Origin of the sequence: Embleya scabrispora, from assembly GCF_002024165.1 — a bacterium.
In the GTDB taxonomy this organism is placed as follows: Bacteria; Actinomycetota; Actinomycetes; order Streptomycetales; family Streptomycetaceae; genus Embleya; species Embleya scabrispora_A.
This window is the reverse complement of record NZ_MWQN01000001.1, coordinates 3,652,247-3,669,272: the sequence shown is the minus strand read 5'-3', so window position 1 is coordinate 3,669,272 and position 17,026 is coordinate 3,652,247. Positions and strand designations below refer to the sequence as shown.

The 17,026-nt window shown below is 67.5% G+C and carries 8 protein-coding genes; 3 read left to right on the top strand and 5 right to left on the bottom strand.

Translation table 11 applies throughout. The features are described from left to right. Window positions 1–225: 225 nt before the first annotated feature. Together B4N89_RS16205 and B4N89_RS49815 are read right to left on the bottom strand one after the other, a co-directional pair. Window positions 226–5,241 carry a DUF3320 domain-containing protein gene (locus B4N89_RS16205; RefSeq protein WP_235618647.1) on the bottom strand — a complete coding sequence of 1,672 codons (5,016 nt, stop codon included), beginning with the start codon at window positions 5,239–5,241 and terminating at the stop codon, window positions 226–228. A gap of 176 nt (window positions 5,242–5,417) precedes the next feature. After that, the gene (locus tag B4N89_RS49815; protein ID WP_161500735.1) at window positions 5,418–5,570 is read right to left on the bottom strand and encodes a hypothetical protein; all 153 of its coding nucleotides are present in this window, start codon (window positions 5,568–5,570) and stop codon (window positions 5,418–5,420) included. 335 nt (window positions 5,571–5,905) lie between these two features. Here B4N89_RS49815 and B4N89_RS16200 point away from each other — a divergent pair, with 335 nt between their 5' ends. Beyond that, window positions 5,906–8,476 carry an SdrD B-like domain-containing protein gene (locus tag B4N89_RS16200; RefSeq protein ID WP_235618646.1) on the top strand — a complete coding sequence of 857 codons (2,571 nt, stop codon included), beginning with the start codon at window positions 5,906–5,908 and terminating at the stop codon, window positions 8,474–8,476. Window positions 8,477–8,657: 181 nt separating this feature from the next. Continuing rightward, the gene (locus tag B4N89_RS16195) at window positions 8,658–9,458 is read left to right on the top strand and encodes a hypothetical protein (RefSeq protein WP_078976533.1); all 801 of its coding nucleotides are present in this window, start codon (window positions 8,658–8,660) and stop codon (window positions 9,456–9,458) included. Window positions 9,459–9,486: 28 nt separating this feature from the next. On the opposite strand, the gene B4N89_RS16190 is transcribed toward B4N89_RS16195, so the two are convergent. Continuing rightward, entirely contained in the window at window positions 9,487–10,677 is a 1,191-nt protein-coding gene (locus B4N89_RS16190) for a right-handed parallel beta-helix repeat-containing protein (RefSeq protein WP_235618645.1), read from the bottom strand. A 277-nt stretch (window positions 10,678–10,954) separates the two neighbouring features. On the opposite strand from B4N89_RS16190, the gene B4N89_RS16185 reads away from it, so the two are divergent. Continuing rightward, window positions 10,955–12,103, top strand: a complete 1,149-nt coding sequence (locus B4N89_RS16185; protein ID WP_078976532.1) for a Dyp-type peroxidase — start codon at window positions 10,955–10,957, stop codon at window positions 12,101–12,103. A gap of 105 nt (window positions 12,104–12,208) precedes the next feature. Here the strand turns inward: B4N89_RS16185 and B4N89_RS16180 are convergent, their stop codons facing one another. Then, the gene (locus B4N89_RS16180) at window positions 12,209–12,568 is read right to left on the bottom strand and encodes a DUF6086 family protein (protein WP_078976531.1); all 360 of its coding nucleotides are present in this window, start codon (window positions 12,566–12,568) and stop codon (window positions 12,209–12,211) included. Beyond that, on the bottom strand, window positions 12,565–17,019 hold the full coding sequence (locus B4N89_RS16175; protein WP_078976530.1) for a DUF6531 domain-containing protein: 4,455 nt from the start codon (window positions 17,017–17,019) through the stop codon (window positions 12,565–12,567). The genes B4N89_RS16180 and B4N89_RS16175 overlap by 4 nt, the downstream gene beginning before the upstream one ends. Window positions 17,020–17,026 lie beyond the last annotated feature (7 nt).

The window sequence follows — 17,026 nt, the reverse complement described above, 5'->3', positions numbered from 1 at the left end:
GGAGGACGACCTCGCGAGGCCGAATCGCTCACGTGTGCCAGGGCCGGTGCGTGACCCGGTGACGGACGGCACCAAGGCGTGGCACCGCGCAAGACGAGTGGGCCGTCATATGCCCGTGTGCGGCGCGTCGGGTCACCGACCCCCATCGCAAGCCCGAGCCCGACGACGGGCCGACAAACCATACGGCGTCAAGGTGGCCGGGGCAGGGCAGGCCCGCCCGGCGGGTCATCCCTCCGCCGTGATGCGCCCGTCCATATCCCGCAACCTCCCCCGGCGGTGCAGTTCGTCGATGTCGGAGTCCAGGAAGCCCCGGATGTCCCGGCCCATGCGTCGCCAGCCGAACAACTCACATGCGTGCCGCACCAGTTCCTCCCGTGACATGCCAGGGCATTCGGCGGCCAGTTCGTAAAGGGCACGTTGCCGTTCGACCGGGGCGATGTGCGCGGCCTTGCGCGGGGGGCAACCGTCCTGTGGAAATCGCGCGTTCGGTACCTGCCTACCGGCCAGGTCCAGAAAGTCGCCGGCGACCACGATCCGTCCCGCACGGACGAGAGCACGCACCACTTCCCGTACATTGTCGCGGATCCTGTTGCCTGCCCGGGCCACACCCCATGCCTCCCGGGCGCGTTGCACCAACAGTTCCTCATGAATCGGGCCCTCGACCTCGACTACCCGTTTCAGCACGATCAGCAGCTCGGGCCGGGCTTCCGGAGTGTGCAGTTCGTATGATGAGGAGGCGCTCGCCTCCCATGTTTCGTACGGAGAGCTCCATGGGCGGTCGGACTCGGTCTCGACCGGAACACGCTCGTGCTCGGGCGGCACCGTCATCCTCGGCAACAACCTCTCGGTTTCTCGAGCTTCGGACGGGATCGGCTCATCGCAGGGCCGGTCGGGCATCCCGGCGTTCGTGACCCGCTCCTCATCGCGCAGGACGGTCACTGCCGAACCCGCCACCGCGAGGTCCGGCGTCGGCTCCCGCCACACCGCCGATTCCACCGCTTCACGCAACCTCAGCTCGGCGGCCGCACGTCCGCGATACCAGTCGGTGCCCCAGATGCGGTGGAGCCGCCAACCCAGCCCCGCGAGTACCTCCTCCCGCAATCGATCACGATCACGAGCCGTCCTCGACGAGTGATACATCGCCCCGTCGCACTCGATGCCCAACATGTAGGCGCCGGGAAGCTCCGGGTGACGGACGCCGATGTCGATGCGGTACCCGGCAACGCCGACCTGTGGCCGCACGTGGTAGCCCCAGTCGCGCAGTACTCGGAGGACGGACTCCTCGAACGGACTGTCCGGTTCGGCGTCGACATGCGTGACGTCCTGCGCCAGGACGGCGGGCCCTTGCGCGGCGTACTCCAGATACCGCTTGAGGTGCTGAACGCTCTGATTCGCGCCGTCCGCCAGATCACCGGCTCGGAAGGACGCCACGACCTCCATACGAAAGCGGGCCCGGGTCACCGCGACATTGAGTCGACGCCAACCACCCTCCTTGTTCACAGGCCCGAAGTTCGCACCGAGCCGACCGTGCTCGTCGGGGCCGTACCCGATAGACATGATCATGACGTCGCGCTCATCACCCTGGACCGACTCGAGGTTCTTGACGAAGAACCCGTCGAGCCGGTCCTCGGTGAAGCAGTGATCCAGGTCGGGACGCCGCAGTCGGGCCTGTCGAACGGACTGATCGATGGCCGACGCCTGGGCCTGGGAAAGCGCGACGACCCCCAGCGTGCGATCGGGTCGGGTGTCGAAGTGATGGATGACGCGCCGAGCGACGAAATCCGCCTCCGCACGATTGTCCCGCCGACCACCCCGGTCGTACACACCGGACGCGTGAAAGAACTCGACACCGATGTCGTTGCCGTACTCCACCGCTCCCGGAAAAGTCACCATGGAGTTGTCATAGAAAGATCTGTTGCTGAAGGTGATCAGATCCTCGTGACGGCTGCGGTAGTGCCAGCGCAAAGACAACTCGCGCAGAGCACCCGCCTTGCAAGCGTGCAGAAGTGATTCGAAGCTGTCGGGAACGTCCTCGTCGTACTGGTCGGAATCGTCCTCCACCGCCGCATCGAAAAAGGTCGTGGGCGGCAATTGCTTCTCGTCGCCCGCCACGATCAGCGAGTTCGCCCGATATATGCAGTTGATGGCGTCGGCAGGGCGGACCTGTGATGCCTCGTCGAAGATCACGACATCGAAATGATGATCCGCCGGCAGCAGTTGACTCACCGTCAAAGGGCTCATCATGAAACACGGCTTGATCAGCCGGACAACCTCGCGGGTCCGGCTCAGCAGTTCACGCACCGGCAGATGGCGCCGCTTCAGCTCTGCTTGTCGCTTGATCAACAAGGCAGCGCCTCCGGTGTGCCGGCGCGGTCGGCGCTTGTTGCACGCCTCGATCACGGCTCCGCTCGCGGCGGCGACGAGACGGCGGTCGGCTTCCCGGAAATCCATCACCCGCGCGTCCAGGTCCGCGGAACGCGTGATGGCAAGCCGGGGGTCACCGGCAAGTAGATCGTCGGCCCAGCACTTCAGCACTGCCTGCTCCACGACGGCGGGCAACTGCTCGGACCGAACGTGTCGCTCCACGGCACGCGGGACGAGGTCATCGACACCGTAACGCGCCAGAACATCCAGCCCGGCGCGGTATGCCTGCCATTCCTCCGGCCCATGGGCATCCGCCCGAAGCTCGTCGAGGACCTCCCGGGCCTGCTCGAAAGTGCCCCACAGGGCAGCGGACAATCCGACCCGGCGATGCTCCACGAAAACATCCAGCAGCGCGATCGAGGATTCCGACCAGTGATCGGCGCGGCGCGTTGCCACGTCACACCAGACCGTCAGCAGACCGCGAATGTCACGAGCGATCAGCCCTGGTTGTGGGTCCGGGTCGGAGCAGGCACCCAGTAGGGAAACCAGCGCCTCTCTGTCGTCGGTCCCTCGGGCGATTTCCGCTATGCGGTCCGCCCTGGACAGCGCCAGGCGGAGAGTCGGCAGCGCATCCTCGTCGCGGGGCAGACAGCCACCCAGCGCCTCGGCGTGGTGTGACATCAATCGAGCAACCTCGGCCGCGGCGTGCTGCCAGGCCAGGGCATCGCCCAGGCGTCTGGGCAGCGCCTTGTCCCAGGTACCGGCACGGCTCAACGCGGCAACCGCCGCCCGATCCTCGCGATACCGTCCGGTCAGCCGCCCGAACACACCCCGGTGGCGTTCGGAGAATCGTTCGATCAGGCCAGGCAACTCCTCCGCGTGGAGGACCTGTTCGCCGAAGAGGTCCTCCGCCGCCGCACGGGCGGCTGCGCAGGCGGCAAGGGCGAACTGCAACTCGCCGGCGGCTTGGTGCGCTTCACGAAGTCCCTCGGGGTCGAACCATCGCTCGGGCGGCCGCACCGATGCGGAGGCCAGGTCGGAGAGTTCCAGTAATACGAACGTCGCCTCGACGGTCTCCGGCTTGGGCAGTCCGAAGAGCTCGGCCAACCGGGCGAGACGGCTGGAGAGATCGTCCCCCAGGGCGCTGCCGACCGAGCCGGCCACGGCCGGGTCCCGTCGAGGCAGCCCGGCCTCCAACGTCGCCACGGCCTTGCGTATCTCGCGCACGGTGCGCGGCTCGGGCGTCGTGGCCTCGAACGGGCGACGTTCGACGATCGTGCGCAGGTCCGCGAGCGCGTCGTTTGCCTCGGCGAGACGGGTGGAGGGTGTGGCGTCCTTCTTCAGCCCGTGCCAAACGAAAGCCTCGCGGTCGGCGGCCGGACGCCAGGCTCTGCTCACGGCGCCGGCCGCTTCAACGAGCGACCGAAGCTGCCCTGCGCCCAATCGCCGGACCGTGTCGCTACTCCTGGCGCCCAGCGTGAGTTGCGGAGTACCCGCCTGTTCCAGGAGGACCAGACGACCCAACACATCGTGGAGGGAACGACCGAGCGGCTCACGGATCTGGTTCATCGCCGCGGCGTAGGCCGACAGTTCCTCACGCAGTCGCCGGGCCCGATCGAGCTCGTGCTCGGCCGCGCCGGTAATCCGCACTTCGGTGGTCAGCACCCGTTCGAGTTCCCTCGCCACGGCCTTTTTACCGGTATCGCCGCTGTGCAAGGCCATCACGAAGTCCCCGAGGCCGACGCCTCGAAGCCTGTTCCGCACGACGTCGAGCGCTGCGGCCTTCTCGCTGACGAACAGCACCGTGCGCCCCGCATGCATGAGCGTGGCGATCATGTTGGTGATCGTCTGGCTCTTGCCCGTGCCGGGCGGACCGCTCATGACGAAGGAACGGCCGTCGAGCGCGGCGGCGATGCATTGCCGCTGTGAGGAGTCCGCATCGAGCACGAGTGGCGTCTGCTCGGGCATCCGCGTCTCATCGATCCGGTCGATCTCGGGTGGGTCGAAACCGATCACGTCATCGGGCAACCCCGCGTCGGGTCCGAGGCCGATGGCTCGTACCAGCGGATGAGCCAGTATGCGCTCTCTGTTCTGTTGCAGGTCCTGGTACATGGCCTCCTTATGGGAGGCGAAGAGGCCCAGTACCACACGTTCGTCGACCGACCAGCCTTCCTGCGACCGCACGACCTCCCGGGCCGCCGACAGGATCGCCTCGGGATCCATGGCGTCGCAGTCCGCCACGGGGCTCCAGTCGACGCCCAGGTGTTCCAGCTTGACCGCGAGCGCGGGGTTGTGAATCGCGTCCTGGCCCTCCGCCGGATACAGGCGCGTCCGCCTTCGGTCGTCCCGGCGAAGCTCCACCGGTACCAGCAGCACAGGAGCGGAACTCGTCGTCTCGGCACCCGCCTCCCGCCAGTCCAGCATCCCGATGCCCAGCCACAGCACCCACAGGCCGTAGTCGTTGTACATCTGGCCGGACTTCTGCCGCAGTTCGTAGAGCGATGCGTCCAGACCGGCCTGCGTGTTCTTCTGCGTCACCAGGCCGGCGGCACGCTCGGTACCGCCGATCGTCATGGGGCCGTCGTACGTGTAGTACGTCTCGCCGTCGACCGGGGTTTCCTGCGTGCCCGCACCGTCGATGACGGGCTCGTCGCCCTCGACCGGGGCGAACGACCACCCGCGGGCCAACCCGGCCTGTACGGCGGAGGCATCCGGCATCCTGATTTCCAGGGTGGCGACCCTCGTGTGACGAAAGTTCAGCAGGCGATTCCGGCCGCCGAGGTCGAGTAGGGAACTTTGCCAGGTACTCAGAACGGTCTTCAACCGATCGAGACCGGGGTCGTTGCCGGTCGCGGAGCCACCGCTGCCGTACCGCACGGCTCCGGTCGTAGGCGAATCGGGCACGGGGACATACCTCCGGAACGGAAACGCTCAGGAGGCGACACACCTCGGCCCCCCAGCCGCGGTAAGTATTCAGCGTTGGCGGCCGGACGCACCAGTGTCGGTCCGGCTCGCTCGCCTTTCCGTCGGCCGCACGAGCCCCGGGATGCCGGTCAGGGGCCGGCCACCGTCGGCCGGTCGGCCGCTGTCACCAAGGTGGCGGCCATGCCGACGTCCGGGCGCGGCGTGCCCGCCCCGTGGGCGGTGGCGTCGATCCGGCCGCCATGCGAATCCGAATTAGTCATCGCCGTCCGGATCGGATTCATTTGGGCTCCACGCGCCCGCGACAGCGGCGGGAAAAAGGGTTCAACGTCAACTTCGACTTGCCGTCATGGGCCTGCCGAATCCCCTTTAGGCTTCGGCCAACAAACCGGGTCACGGCCGATCCGTGGGGGGATCGCACGTCGGACCCTTTGAGATAATGAGAGTAGGTATGACACCTTTAAGTGAACGGACGCACGGCGCCGCGCAGGGAGGACGCCGACCACGTTCGGCGGTACGCGCGCGTCGTTCCATAGGCGGACTCGCGGCCCTCGCCGTCTCATTCGGCGGTTTGGCACTGGCGGCATCGCCGGCGTATCCGCTGACGGACGACGGGAAGGTGACGGTCCGTGTCGTGCGGGCCGTGGACACCACCGGGGTATGGAGTCCCGCCCTGGAACCGGGCATGGGCGGCGTCACGGTGACGCTCACCAACGACGACGGCGCCAAGGTCACCAAGGTGACGGGCGCCAACGGCGTGGTCGAACTGGAGCCCGGCACGGCGCGGACGCCGTCGGGCAAGTACCGGATTCAGGTGGTGAATCCGAAGCCGGGTGTGCTGTTCCCGGCGTTCGCGTCGCGGAAGGGCTTGGGCGGCGGACCGAACGAGCTGAGCAGCAACGAGGAGTTCGTCGACCTCGGCAACGGCAAGAATGTGGAGTACACGACGGGGCTGTGGAGCCCCGGCGACTACTGCCAGAAGAACGCGCCGCTGGCGACCGCTTGCCAGCCCGCGACGAACGAACCGACGTCCTCGCGGACTTTGGTGACGTTCCCGTTCAACGCCCGCGGCACGAACACGAACGTGACGAACCTGTCCACGACCGCCGAGACGGGCAACCTGTACGGCATCGGCTGGAGCAAGCCCGGGAAGCGGCTGTTCAGTTCGGCACTGGCCAAGCGCGACACCGCATATGGCCCCGGCGGCGCCGGCGGGATCTACGTCACCGACGTCGCCACGAAGAAGACGTCGCTGTTCACGACCGTCCCGGACGCCGGCACCTCGGCGCACGGCGTGGGCACCAGTGACGACGCCTTCCTCGCCGCGCCCGGCAAGGAGAGCCTGGGCGACCTGGAGGTTTCCGACGACGGCCGCGACCTGTTCGTGGTCAACCTCGCGAACCGCAAGCTGTACCGGTATGACGCCACTGCGGCGACCGCGACGGCGCCGGCGGCCTCGTACGCCATCCCGGACCCGGGCTGCCCCGCGCCGGGCGACTGGCGGCCGTTCGGCCTGGGACTGCAGGACGGTGTCGGATACGTCGGCGGCGTCTGCTCGGGCGAGTCGACCGGGAAACTCTCGGACATGCGTGCCGTGGTCCTGCCCTTCGACCCGGCGAAGGGGGCCTTCGGCAAGGCCGTCCTCGACCAACTCCTGGACTACCCGCGCAAGCCCACGGGCGGGGTCTGTCCCGGGGCGGGCTGGTTCCCCTGGACGAGCACGTTCCCCACGCAGCAGAACGGGCAGACGTGTACCGGCTCCATGGCCAACCCCGAGCCCGAGTTGGCCGACATCGCCTTCGAGACGGACGGCTCGATGGTGTTGGCGTTCCGCGACCGATTCACCGATCGCACGGCGGCGTTCTTCCGGCCCGGTGACCCCACGACCGGCATCGCGATGGTGGCCGGCGGCGACCTGAACAAGGCCTGCCTGTCCGAGGGCAAGTACGTCATGGACGTGAACCTCGGCTGTGGGAAGGACAAGCGGGGCGAGCGATTCTTCGACACGAACACCATGAACGGCGGCCACCCGAACGCGTCCTACGCCGGCCTCGCCCTGTCGAAGGTCGAGGACTTCGTCGCGACCGCCGGTGTCGACCCCACGGACACCGCGTGGAGCGCCGGCATCATGTTCATCGGGCGGGACGGTAAGCGGAAGGCGGCCGACGGTCTTCGCCTGAACACCGATGGCAACGCCTCCTTCGGCAAGGGCGCCTCGATGGGCGACCTGGAGGTGCTCTGCGACCAGGCACCGCTCCAGATCGGCAACCGGGTCTGGTACGACCCCGAGCGCAAGGGCGTCCAGAGCCCGGGGCAGCGTCCGGTCCCCGGCGCCACCGTCAACCTCTACGACGAGTCCGGCAAGGTGGTCGGGACGACGAAGACGTCGGCGCGTGGTGAGTACTACTTCGACGACTCGAACGTGCCCGGCGGTCTGAAGCCGAAGACCAAGTACACGATCCGGCTCGACAACCCGGCCGACTACGCGGCGAACGGGCCGCTGTACCAGTGGGTGCCGACCGACGAGGGTGTCGGCGACAACCGCTTCGTGGACTCCAAGGGCAAGGTCCCGACCGGCGGGCGTTATCCGGAACGGGCGCTGACCACCGGGGGACCCGGCGAGAACGACCATACGTACGACTTCGGATTCCGCCAACAGGAGGGCGCGGTGCGCCTGGTCAAACACGACCAGGACGGCAAGGCGCTGGCCGGGGCGAAGTTCGAGTTGTGGCGGGAGACGAACGGGACCGAGGGCCTGCAGTCCGACGGGACCACTCCCGACACGAAGGTCGGCGAGCCCTGCACGACCGGGACGGACGGCCTCTGCAAGCGCGACGTGCTGCCCGGGACGTACTTCTGGAAGGAGATCAGCCCTCCCGAGGGCTACGCCCCTCCGGAGAAGCCGGTGCTCGGCCCGCTCGTGCTGAACGCGCAGAACCTGGACGCCGGAGTCGAGGTGACGGCGGTCAACAAGCTGGTGCCGCCGACCACGCCTCCGCCGACGACGAGCGCGCCGACGACATCTGCTCCGTCCTCGTCGGGCGGAAACCACGGTGGTTCGTCGGGGCCGCTGGCTCGGACCGGTCTGGGCGGGAACCTGCCACTGGTCTTCGGCGTCTCGGCGGCGATGATCGCGCTGGGCGGCGGAGCGCTGGTGTTGTTCCGTAGGCGCGGGGCGCGGCAGCAGTAACTCCGGGGTCGGCGGGCGGCGTTCGATACCGGCCGCCGATCGCCGGGCCGGCAGCCTGCGGTTGCCGGCTGTCGGGCTGTCGGGCTGTCGGGGCTGTTGAAAGAGATGGAGCGGGCGGGTTCGCGGACCGATGGTCCACGGGCCCGCCCGTGTGTTGATCGATGTGAGAGAAGGCATCCGCATGGCCCGGAAGAAGACCGGCGACCGCGCGCCGCGTCGGCGGCGGCTCTGGATCGCGGCCCTGGTGGCGGTCGCGCTGTGCGGGAGTACGGCGGGCGGGCTGGCCGTGCACCGGGCGCTCTCCGACGGTGGCGACGCGGACCGGGCGGTGACCATCGACGAGGCGGGCCGCCTGGCGCTGTCGCGGCTGACGCTGTACCAGGCCAGTCCGGTCGCGGTGACGCTCACCGCCGCCGAGGGGGGTGGCGTCACGATCCGGGTCGAGGCGGTCGTGGACTACCGCAACCACCGCGCCGTGGGCGGCTATCAGGTCACCGGGGCCGCAGGTCGACTCGATCGCGGCCTGATCGTGTGGGACGGCGCCGGGCTGGGACTGGCGCCGGTGCCGGCGGGCGTCGACGGGCCGCCGTGGCAGCAGGCCGAGCACATCCCCCGTTCCGGCTGGTCCTCGCGCGCCTTCACCGCGGACCCCCTGGACTCCGGGCTGCGGCTGCTGATCCAACTCGGCGCGGACCGGCCCGACAACCCGATGCTGCTCGCCCAGTCGGGGGCACGCTGGCTGGGCCGGGACCGCATCCAGGGCCGGACCTACGACAGGTTCTCCGGTCCGCGCGCCCAGGACGCCGCGCGCGGCGGGGCGCCCGCCGGCGAGTTGTCGCCGCTGACCTACTGGGTCGACGGGGACGGCGGCCTGCGACGGGCGACGATGCGCATGCCGGGTCTGGGCACCCCGACCACCGTGGAGATAGCCGGGCGCGACGACAAGGTACGCATGCCCGAGGCGCCGTGGATCGCGGGCTGACCCCGCCGCGTCGACGGCGGCGGGGCGCTCAGCGTGGTTGCGGCATCGCGGCGGCGTCGGTCGGCAGGGCGTAGCGTTCGGGGTCGACCGCCCCGGGCAGGTCCGTCGCCGGCCGGCCGGGCACCGTCGGGTCGGGCAGCGAGGGCTGCGCGGGCGGGGCGGGTACGGCGTGGAACGCGATGCCGGGCGGCGGTTGTACGGCGACGACCCGACCCGCCGGGACGGCCCGGCGCGGGGTGACGCCGCACCCGGCGAGGTCCTCCAGGCCGCTCGGGCTCTGGGTGGCGGGCGAGTTGCCGGTGAAGCAGTTGCCGGGATCGACCGAGGCCGTCACCAGGTCGGCGCCGTTGTCCGTGACGCGGTTGCCCTCGACGCGGTTGCCGACGGCCGGGTGTCCGGCCGGATCGGTGATCAGGACCCCGGCGGCGCGGTTGCCCCGGATGAGGTTGCGCGCGACGCGGTTCTCCTGGCCGCCCCCGATCCCGATGCCGATCCCGAAGCCTCCGTCGGCCTGTTCGGGCGTATCCGAGGCGTTGTTGTCGGTGATCACGTTGCCGGCGATCACCGCGCCGTGCTGCGGCGCGAGCGCCTCCAGGTCGTTGGAGTTCACCGTGACTCCGACGCGGTTGCCGACGACCCGATTGCCGAGCACCGACAGGCCCTCAGAGGCATTGGTGATCTCGATGCCGACCGCGTTGCGCTCCACCGTGTTGCCGCGTACCAGCGTGTCGCACGGCTTGCACTGGCCGACGTAGATGCCGGAATCGGCCTGCCCGGACGCGTAGGAGTCCTCGATGACACCACCGCGCGCGTCGAAGGCGTAGACGCCGTAGAGCCCGTTGTTGTACGCCGTCACCTTGGTGGCCCGAAATCCCTGGAGCATCGGGAAGCGGGCGGTGTCCAGCGGGTTGTACGCCGAGCCGCCCGCGCCCCGCCCCTGCAGCCGCTCGTCGGTGACGCCGGTGAACAGGACGCCGTTGGCGAGGTAGCCGCGGACGGTGAGGTTCTCCACCACGGAGCCCGCACCGGTGACCGTGATGCCGTTGGCGAGCCGCACGCCGCCGTCGAGGACCACGGCGTTGCGATCCGTACCGCGCAACACCAGGCGCGGCTTGGTGACCCGCACGCTCTCCCGGTACACGCCGGGATCGACCAGCACCGTGTCGCCCTCACGCGCGACATCCACGGCCTTCTGCACCGTGCGAAAGTCCTGCGGCACCCGCAGCACGGTGCCTGGCGGGTGCTTGCCGGCCGACGTCTCGGAGTCCGTCGACGACGAGCAGCCCGCGACCGTCGGCGCGACACACACAAGCGCCACCGACAGGCAGCGCAGCGCCGTCGTCCTCGACCGCCGACCCGCGGAGCGAGACGTCTCGGGGCGTAACGAACGTGCGGGAGACTGGAGTTGCATGACAGGTGTTCTATCGTCTGCAATGTCGCCCATGCATACCGACCCGGAAAGTCGACAGGAGCAGGCGCGACCTGCCACATCCGGTTTGGGACGCAGAGCCCTGCTCGCGACCGGAGCGGCACTGGCCGCAACGCTGGGCGCGGCGGCGGAACCGCAGGCGAGCCGACCACGGCGCCGCGACACCGCGTCCGACGCCCCGCCGACGGCCGCGATCCCCTTCCACGGCCTGCGCCAAGCCGGTGTGACGGGGCCTCAGTTACCCACCACCCACATACTGTCCTTCGACGTCCCGCCGACGACCGCCGGCGCGGACCGCGAGACGCTGCGCAACATCCTCGCCGCACTGACCCACACCCTGTCCGGCGCGGCCGCCGGCACACTGCCCGACCCGCGCCTGCACACCGGAGAGCCGACCCGCCTGGCCTGCGTCGTCGGCGTCGGCGTCGGCCTCGCGACCCGCCTCGCCCTGAACGTGCCCGCCGAACTGGCCGACCTGCCCGCCTTCCCCGGCGACCGCCTGGACCCGGCCCGCAGCAACGGCGACATACTGCTCCAACTCTGCGCCGCCGACCGCTGGACGCTCACCATCGTCGCCGAACTGGCCACCGCCGCCGCGCAGTCCGCTGGCGCCGTCCCCCGCTGGACCCAATCCGGCTTCCTGCCCCACACCCCACCGGGCATCACCCCGCGCAACCTCTTCGGCCTCAAGGACGGCACCGCCAACCCCGACGACCCGACCGCCGGACGCTGGGTCTGGGGCCCACCGGGCGCCCACGAACACGCAACCACCTTGGTGTTCCGCAAAATCCACATGGACGTAGCCGCCTTCGCCGCCGTCCCACAGGACCACCAAAACAAGATGATCGGCCGCCGAGCCACCGACGGCGTCCCCTTGACCGGCACCACCGAACACGACGACCCGGACATCTACGCCAAAAACCCGGACGGCTCCTACATCATCCCGGCCACGGCCCACGTCCGCCTCACCAGCCCCCGCCTCGACGCCGGCGCCCGCATGCTCCGCCGCAGCTACAACTACGACGACGCCCCCACCGACAGAGGCCTCCTCTTCTGCGCCTACATGCGCGACCCAGCCTTGTTCACCCGAGTCCAATCCCGCCTGGCAGCCCGAGACGCGCTGAACCCCTACCTCGAACACCGCTCCTCAGCAGTCGCCTACATCCTCCCGGGCAGCACGGCAGACGAACCCCTAGGCAACCGCCTCTGGACATGACCGGGAACACCGACCACGAACACCCACCAGCGCACAGCAACAAGCGCAACGGCGTTGTGTCTCTGCGGATTCTCGGCGCACACCCCGCGTCGCCACCCGACCCACTCAGACCGGCAGTCGCACGCTGCGCTCGTGCACCTCACCCAATAGTTCGGCCTGCTCGGCGGTCGTCGCCCGCAGGATCACCCCACCTCTTTCCAAGAGAGCCAAGGACATCACAAGTACGCCCCGGAGCAGAAGTCGATACTCCGGATGAGACGTAGCGAAGTAGCGATCGAAGATCCTCTCCGCAAAAGACAGAAAGACCTCCCGGTCGATCTCATAGGTATCCGATGAATCATCGACGATACCCGAATCGAGACCATAGAGCTGAGCAAGATTCCCGACGGCAGAAGCAAAGAGTTTCCCCGCACTCAGCGATGGATTCCACACGGTCTCACCGGCGATATCGAAGAAGCAGCTCATTCTGCCCATTCCAATCTCACATCGACACCGGGATGCTCGGCCCGGAACTGATTCACTGCATTCTCCACCTCTCGGCGAAACGCCGGTTCCGCTCCGGATCGCGTGAACCGGAGACCGATGGGGGCCTGCTCGTAACCGTGGAGATGTTGGCGTGCATCCAGATAGGCAGTCATTTTTTTAGTGATGTGTTTGGGTATCCATTCTTCGATGTTTCCGGCGCCTATAGCCGTTTTCAGCTCCCACAGCACACCATTCTCCACGTGATCGATGTCCGTGATCCTCCTGCCGTTGTTCGGCACGGCGGGATCGTAGACGTCCTGATCACTCTTGCCTTCGAGACTTCCGGGCCCTGTGCACTCGTGGGGCACGAGTCCCAGTGGATCCGTGAGCGAAAGCGGATTTCTCGGGTAGGCATAGGGGTGTGACGACGGAGCCAGGCCCCATGGGTCGGGGGAAGCATATGTCGACGATTCGGGATCGTAGTAACGAAAAAGATTGTAATGCCACCCGGTTTCGGGATCGAAGTATTGGCCGGGGAACCGCAGTGGAAAGGATTCGTCACCAGCGCCTTCCGACCCGACCGCTCCCCATGCAGAAGCCCGAGGACGCCGAACCACCCTCCCATTCTCATCGACCAACTGGACAGGGGTCCCGACTCTATCGGTTTCGACGGCATGGAAACGAGGGTTGTTGCCTCCTTCCGGTATCGCGACGTCGCCCGTCCGGCGTCGACTCTGGGCTACGACACGATGGCTTCCGGGGAGGTGGATCCATGTCGTGGCCGAACGATGTCCCGAACTCGCCTCGCGTTCCTCCTGCTCCGAAAGACAGGTACCATCCCAAACCGATTCGACCGAATCTCCGGGGTTACCCTCACGGTCGACCGGACGCTTGGAGGTCCGACGAGAAAGCGGGTCGTATATATAATTCCATCGCACCCCGTCCGGGGTCGTGACGTCGGTCAGGCGGTCGTCCGGATCCCAAACGAAGATCCACACTCTCGATTTACCCGAGAGCGTTTTTCGTGTACAACCGGTTATTCGCCCCTGATCGTCGTACCGGTAATGGGTTCGACCCGCCCTTGCAATTCGGGTGCCGGCAACACTGCGAGGTCCTTGAGCGCCGGAACCCCCGCCCGACCAGGCGGCACCGACTTGGTTCCCGATAGCGTCATAGGCGTAGTGTTCGCCCCACTCCCGCCCGGTTACCGCCGTAATTCGGCCGACTGCATCGAGATCGTACGACGTGAGACCGGTTACCGTGTCATCAATGGTCGAGACATGGCCGTCGGCACGATAGGAATACGCACGACGATTGATCTCACCCGTTTTTCGAGCAGGATCCAATGCCTTCTCGACTGCGCTGCGAGGGTCACCAAGGGTGATCGCCTGTACCAGGACACGATCAGCCGAGTCCCATTCCTGATGGAATACCACCCGCTCGCCGAAACGGCGCTCGATTTCACGACCCACCGTATCGTGAGCGAATTCCAGAAGGTGAGCACCGCTCCGCATGAGCACAGGGCGGCCTGCAAGGTCATAGGTCCATTCGCTGACATGCCCCGAGGGGGTCTCCCGCCTGGTTCGGCGGCCCAGGGCATCGTATGCACTGGAAAGTGTGCGACCATTGCTGGTTTCCGCCGTTACACGACCGAGGGCATCTCGAGTGAATGCAACATCGACATCCGGGTTCGTCGCCCGGGTCAGACGCCCCGCAGGATCGTATGTGAAAGCCGTGGTACGACCGGTATCGACATGACGCTGGGAGATCACTCGACCCGAGGCGTCGTGCTCATAGGTCACGGCCTCGGCTGCCCCGTTGCTACGGAGAACCAGCCGGCCCGCCGGATCGTGCCGGTACGTCACTTCACGCCCGTCGAAATCCACCTCGGCCACGAGGCGGCCCCCGGGGTCATATTCGTAGCTCCACCTCTGCCCCAGAGGATTGACCACACCGGTGAGCCGCAGTTCGGTGTCGTAGGAGAATTCGTATCGGGCGCCGTCGGGTTCGGTACGCGAGGACGGTAGGTCGAAATATGATATTTCGTAGTGGGTGACCGAACCTGCGGGGTTCCGCCGCTCGATGAGGTTGCCTTCGGGGTCCCAGACCCACGTCTCGTGGGAGCCATCCGGAAGGTCGTTCCCGGCCGGCCTCCCCTCGACCGTCCACCTCCTGCGGGTGACGGCGCCGTCCGGACCGGTTTCGACAGTCACGCGCCCCAGGGCATCGCGCGCATAGGCTGTGACGGCCCCCAGCGGATCGATGACCTTCGCCGGCAGGCCGGCCGCGTCGTGCACCACCCGCGTCGTTGCACCAAGAGCGTTCGTGATCGAGTCGATGTTGCCCGAAGGGTCCGAGGTGTAGGAGGTGGTGGCCCCCACCGGGTTCGTCACGGTGCGCAGGTTTCCGCTTTCCGAGTACGAAAACGACCAGACCGCTCCGCCCGCTCCGACAAACCGGACGAGCAGGCACATAGGATCGTACTCGGCGGTGATCGTCGTGTTGTCCGGACGTATTTCCCGTGTCTTGTTGCCTAATTCGTCATACGTGAATCGGGTCGCCCGGCCCAGCTGATCATACCGAGCGAGTAGTCGATGCTGCCGATCCCATTCCTTGGTGACGGAGTTGCCCAGCGGGTCGGTTATTCGTTCGACCTGTGACCATTCGTTGTAGAAGAACTTGGTGACATCACCGAGAGAGTTGGTGTGGCAGGTGACACGCCGTTCGTCGTCATAATGGAACGAGGCATCCAGAAAGCCGTCCGGGCCGCGGGTGCGACTGCAGCGACCGGCGTCGTATTCGTAGTGGTACGTCGTGCCGTTGCGGTCCTGCCAGCACGTCAGGCGGTGCTCGTCGTCGTAGGCGAAACACTGGGGTTCACCCGACGAGTCGATCACGCCTGCCAGTTCTCCGGCTTCGCTGTATGTAAAGCGGACGAGGGGCAGTTCGTCACCAGGGGACCGAAAATGCGTCTCCGGATGGGCGTCGAGCAGGCGCAAGCCGACGATCCGGTCAGCCTCGGAGTCCACAGCGATGTGGTAGCCACCGTTGTGCCGTACACCGATCAGAACGCCTTGGTCGTCATAGTCGTAGGCGATGGCATTGCCGTTGCGGTCGATGATCGATTCGAGGTCGAGGATGGTCGACCCCTGGGTTGTGGGGCGAAACGTAAGCGTCCTCCCGAGCTTCGGTTGGCTGATGACGATCACGCCGCCCGGCTCCCCGTCCCAGGCCATCGGCCATCGGGAGCCGGTGTAGGGAAGGACGAGTTGTCCCGGCTCGGGCACCGGATACCGCAAGGTCACGCCATCGGACGCGTGGAACGCCACCCCGGCCGCGTCCAGTTCGATGTGCTGGTCGAGCGTGGAGGCCCATGACCTGCCGAAGCGGCGGCCATGACGGTAGGCCGATCCGTGGCTGCGTGCCAGCACGAGGGGCAGCGCCCCTGGCAAGCACACGTCGGTCGCGGTCAGCGTCACCTCTCCCGTGACGGGATCTACCGGGTCGCCGCACGATTCGCGTGAGTCGCAGGGCCGACCCTTCTTCGTGAGGTCCACCGGGTCCGGCGCCTTGGGCGCGTCCGGCTTCCCGGGCAAATCGGGTTTCAGAAGACCGGCGCCCTTGCCGGCCCCGCCCGTGAGCACCGACAGCGTGAGGTCGGGCACAGCCAATCCGAGCGCCCTGGCCGGATTCTTGCGCCACTCGTCCCAGTTGACGAAGTCCTTCGCAAAGCCCTCCGGATCGTTGATGACCCGCTGGAAGCCGCGCGCTATGTTCAGGAGATCGGTGCCATAGGCACCGGGTTCCGCATAGGCACGACCCGGGTTGAGCATCTGGGCGGTCTGCAACAGGCCCGTCACACCGTCTTTGGCACCCCCGCCGAACGCCTTGAGGGAGGTGGTGATCGGGTCGCCACCGGACGGTGCGGCGTCCCGGCCCTTGAGGAGGATGTCGCAGCAGTTGCCCTCGACGCCCTCGAGGCGTTTGCGGATCGCCCCCAGCTCGTCCGCCAGTTCGTCGAGGCGCTCCTTGCCGAGATCCTTGTCCGGCATGGACTGCTGGAGCGTGCCATTCTTGACGGCCTCGCGATCCAGCTTCCACTGAGCCGACCACGCACGCGCCGAGTTGGCATCCGGAATGATGCGACCGGCGACCTCGGCCTGGGCCTGGCGCAACGTCGCGGCGTAGCCACGTAACGCGTTCGCGGCGTCGGTGAAGTGCTTGACGCCCTTGTCCATGGTCTTGGGCAGGTCCTTCATCTGCCCGACGAAGCCCTCTGCGGCCGGACCGCCCCACTCCTCCACGTTGGCCAGCGGACGCATCCGGCCGGCCGACTCGACCGACGAGGCCGCGTAGCGCGAGAGCGTGTCGGCGAGAGCGTCGAGAACGGACGGGTCACCCGGTATGAGGTCTGTGACGACCGGGCATTCCGGAATGCTGTTCCTGCCCATGCGTGCG

Bases quoted from the DNA above. Each gene is read 5' to 3' on its own strand.
- B4N89_RS16180 (WP_078976531.1), bottom strand. From the start codon at position 12,568: ATGAGCTGCTTCTTCGATATCGCCGGTGAGACCGTGTGGAATCCATCG.
- B4N89_RS49815 (WP_161500735.1), bottom strand. From the start codon at position 5,570: ATGAATCCGATCCGGACGGCGATGACTAATTCGGATTCGCATGGCGGC.
- B4N89_RS16175 (WP_078976530.1), bottom strand. From the start codon at position 17,019: ATGGGCAGGAACAGCATTCCGGAATGCCCGGTCGTCACAGACCTCATA.
- B4N89_RS16195 (WP_078976533.1), top strand. From the start codon at position 8,658: ATGGCCCGGAAGAAGACCGGCGACCGCGCGCCGCGTCGGCGGCGGCTC.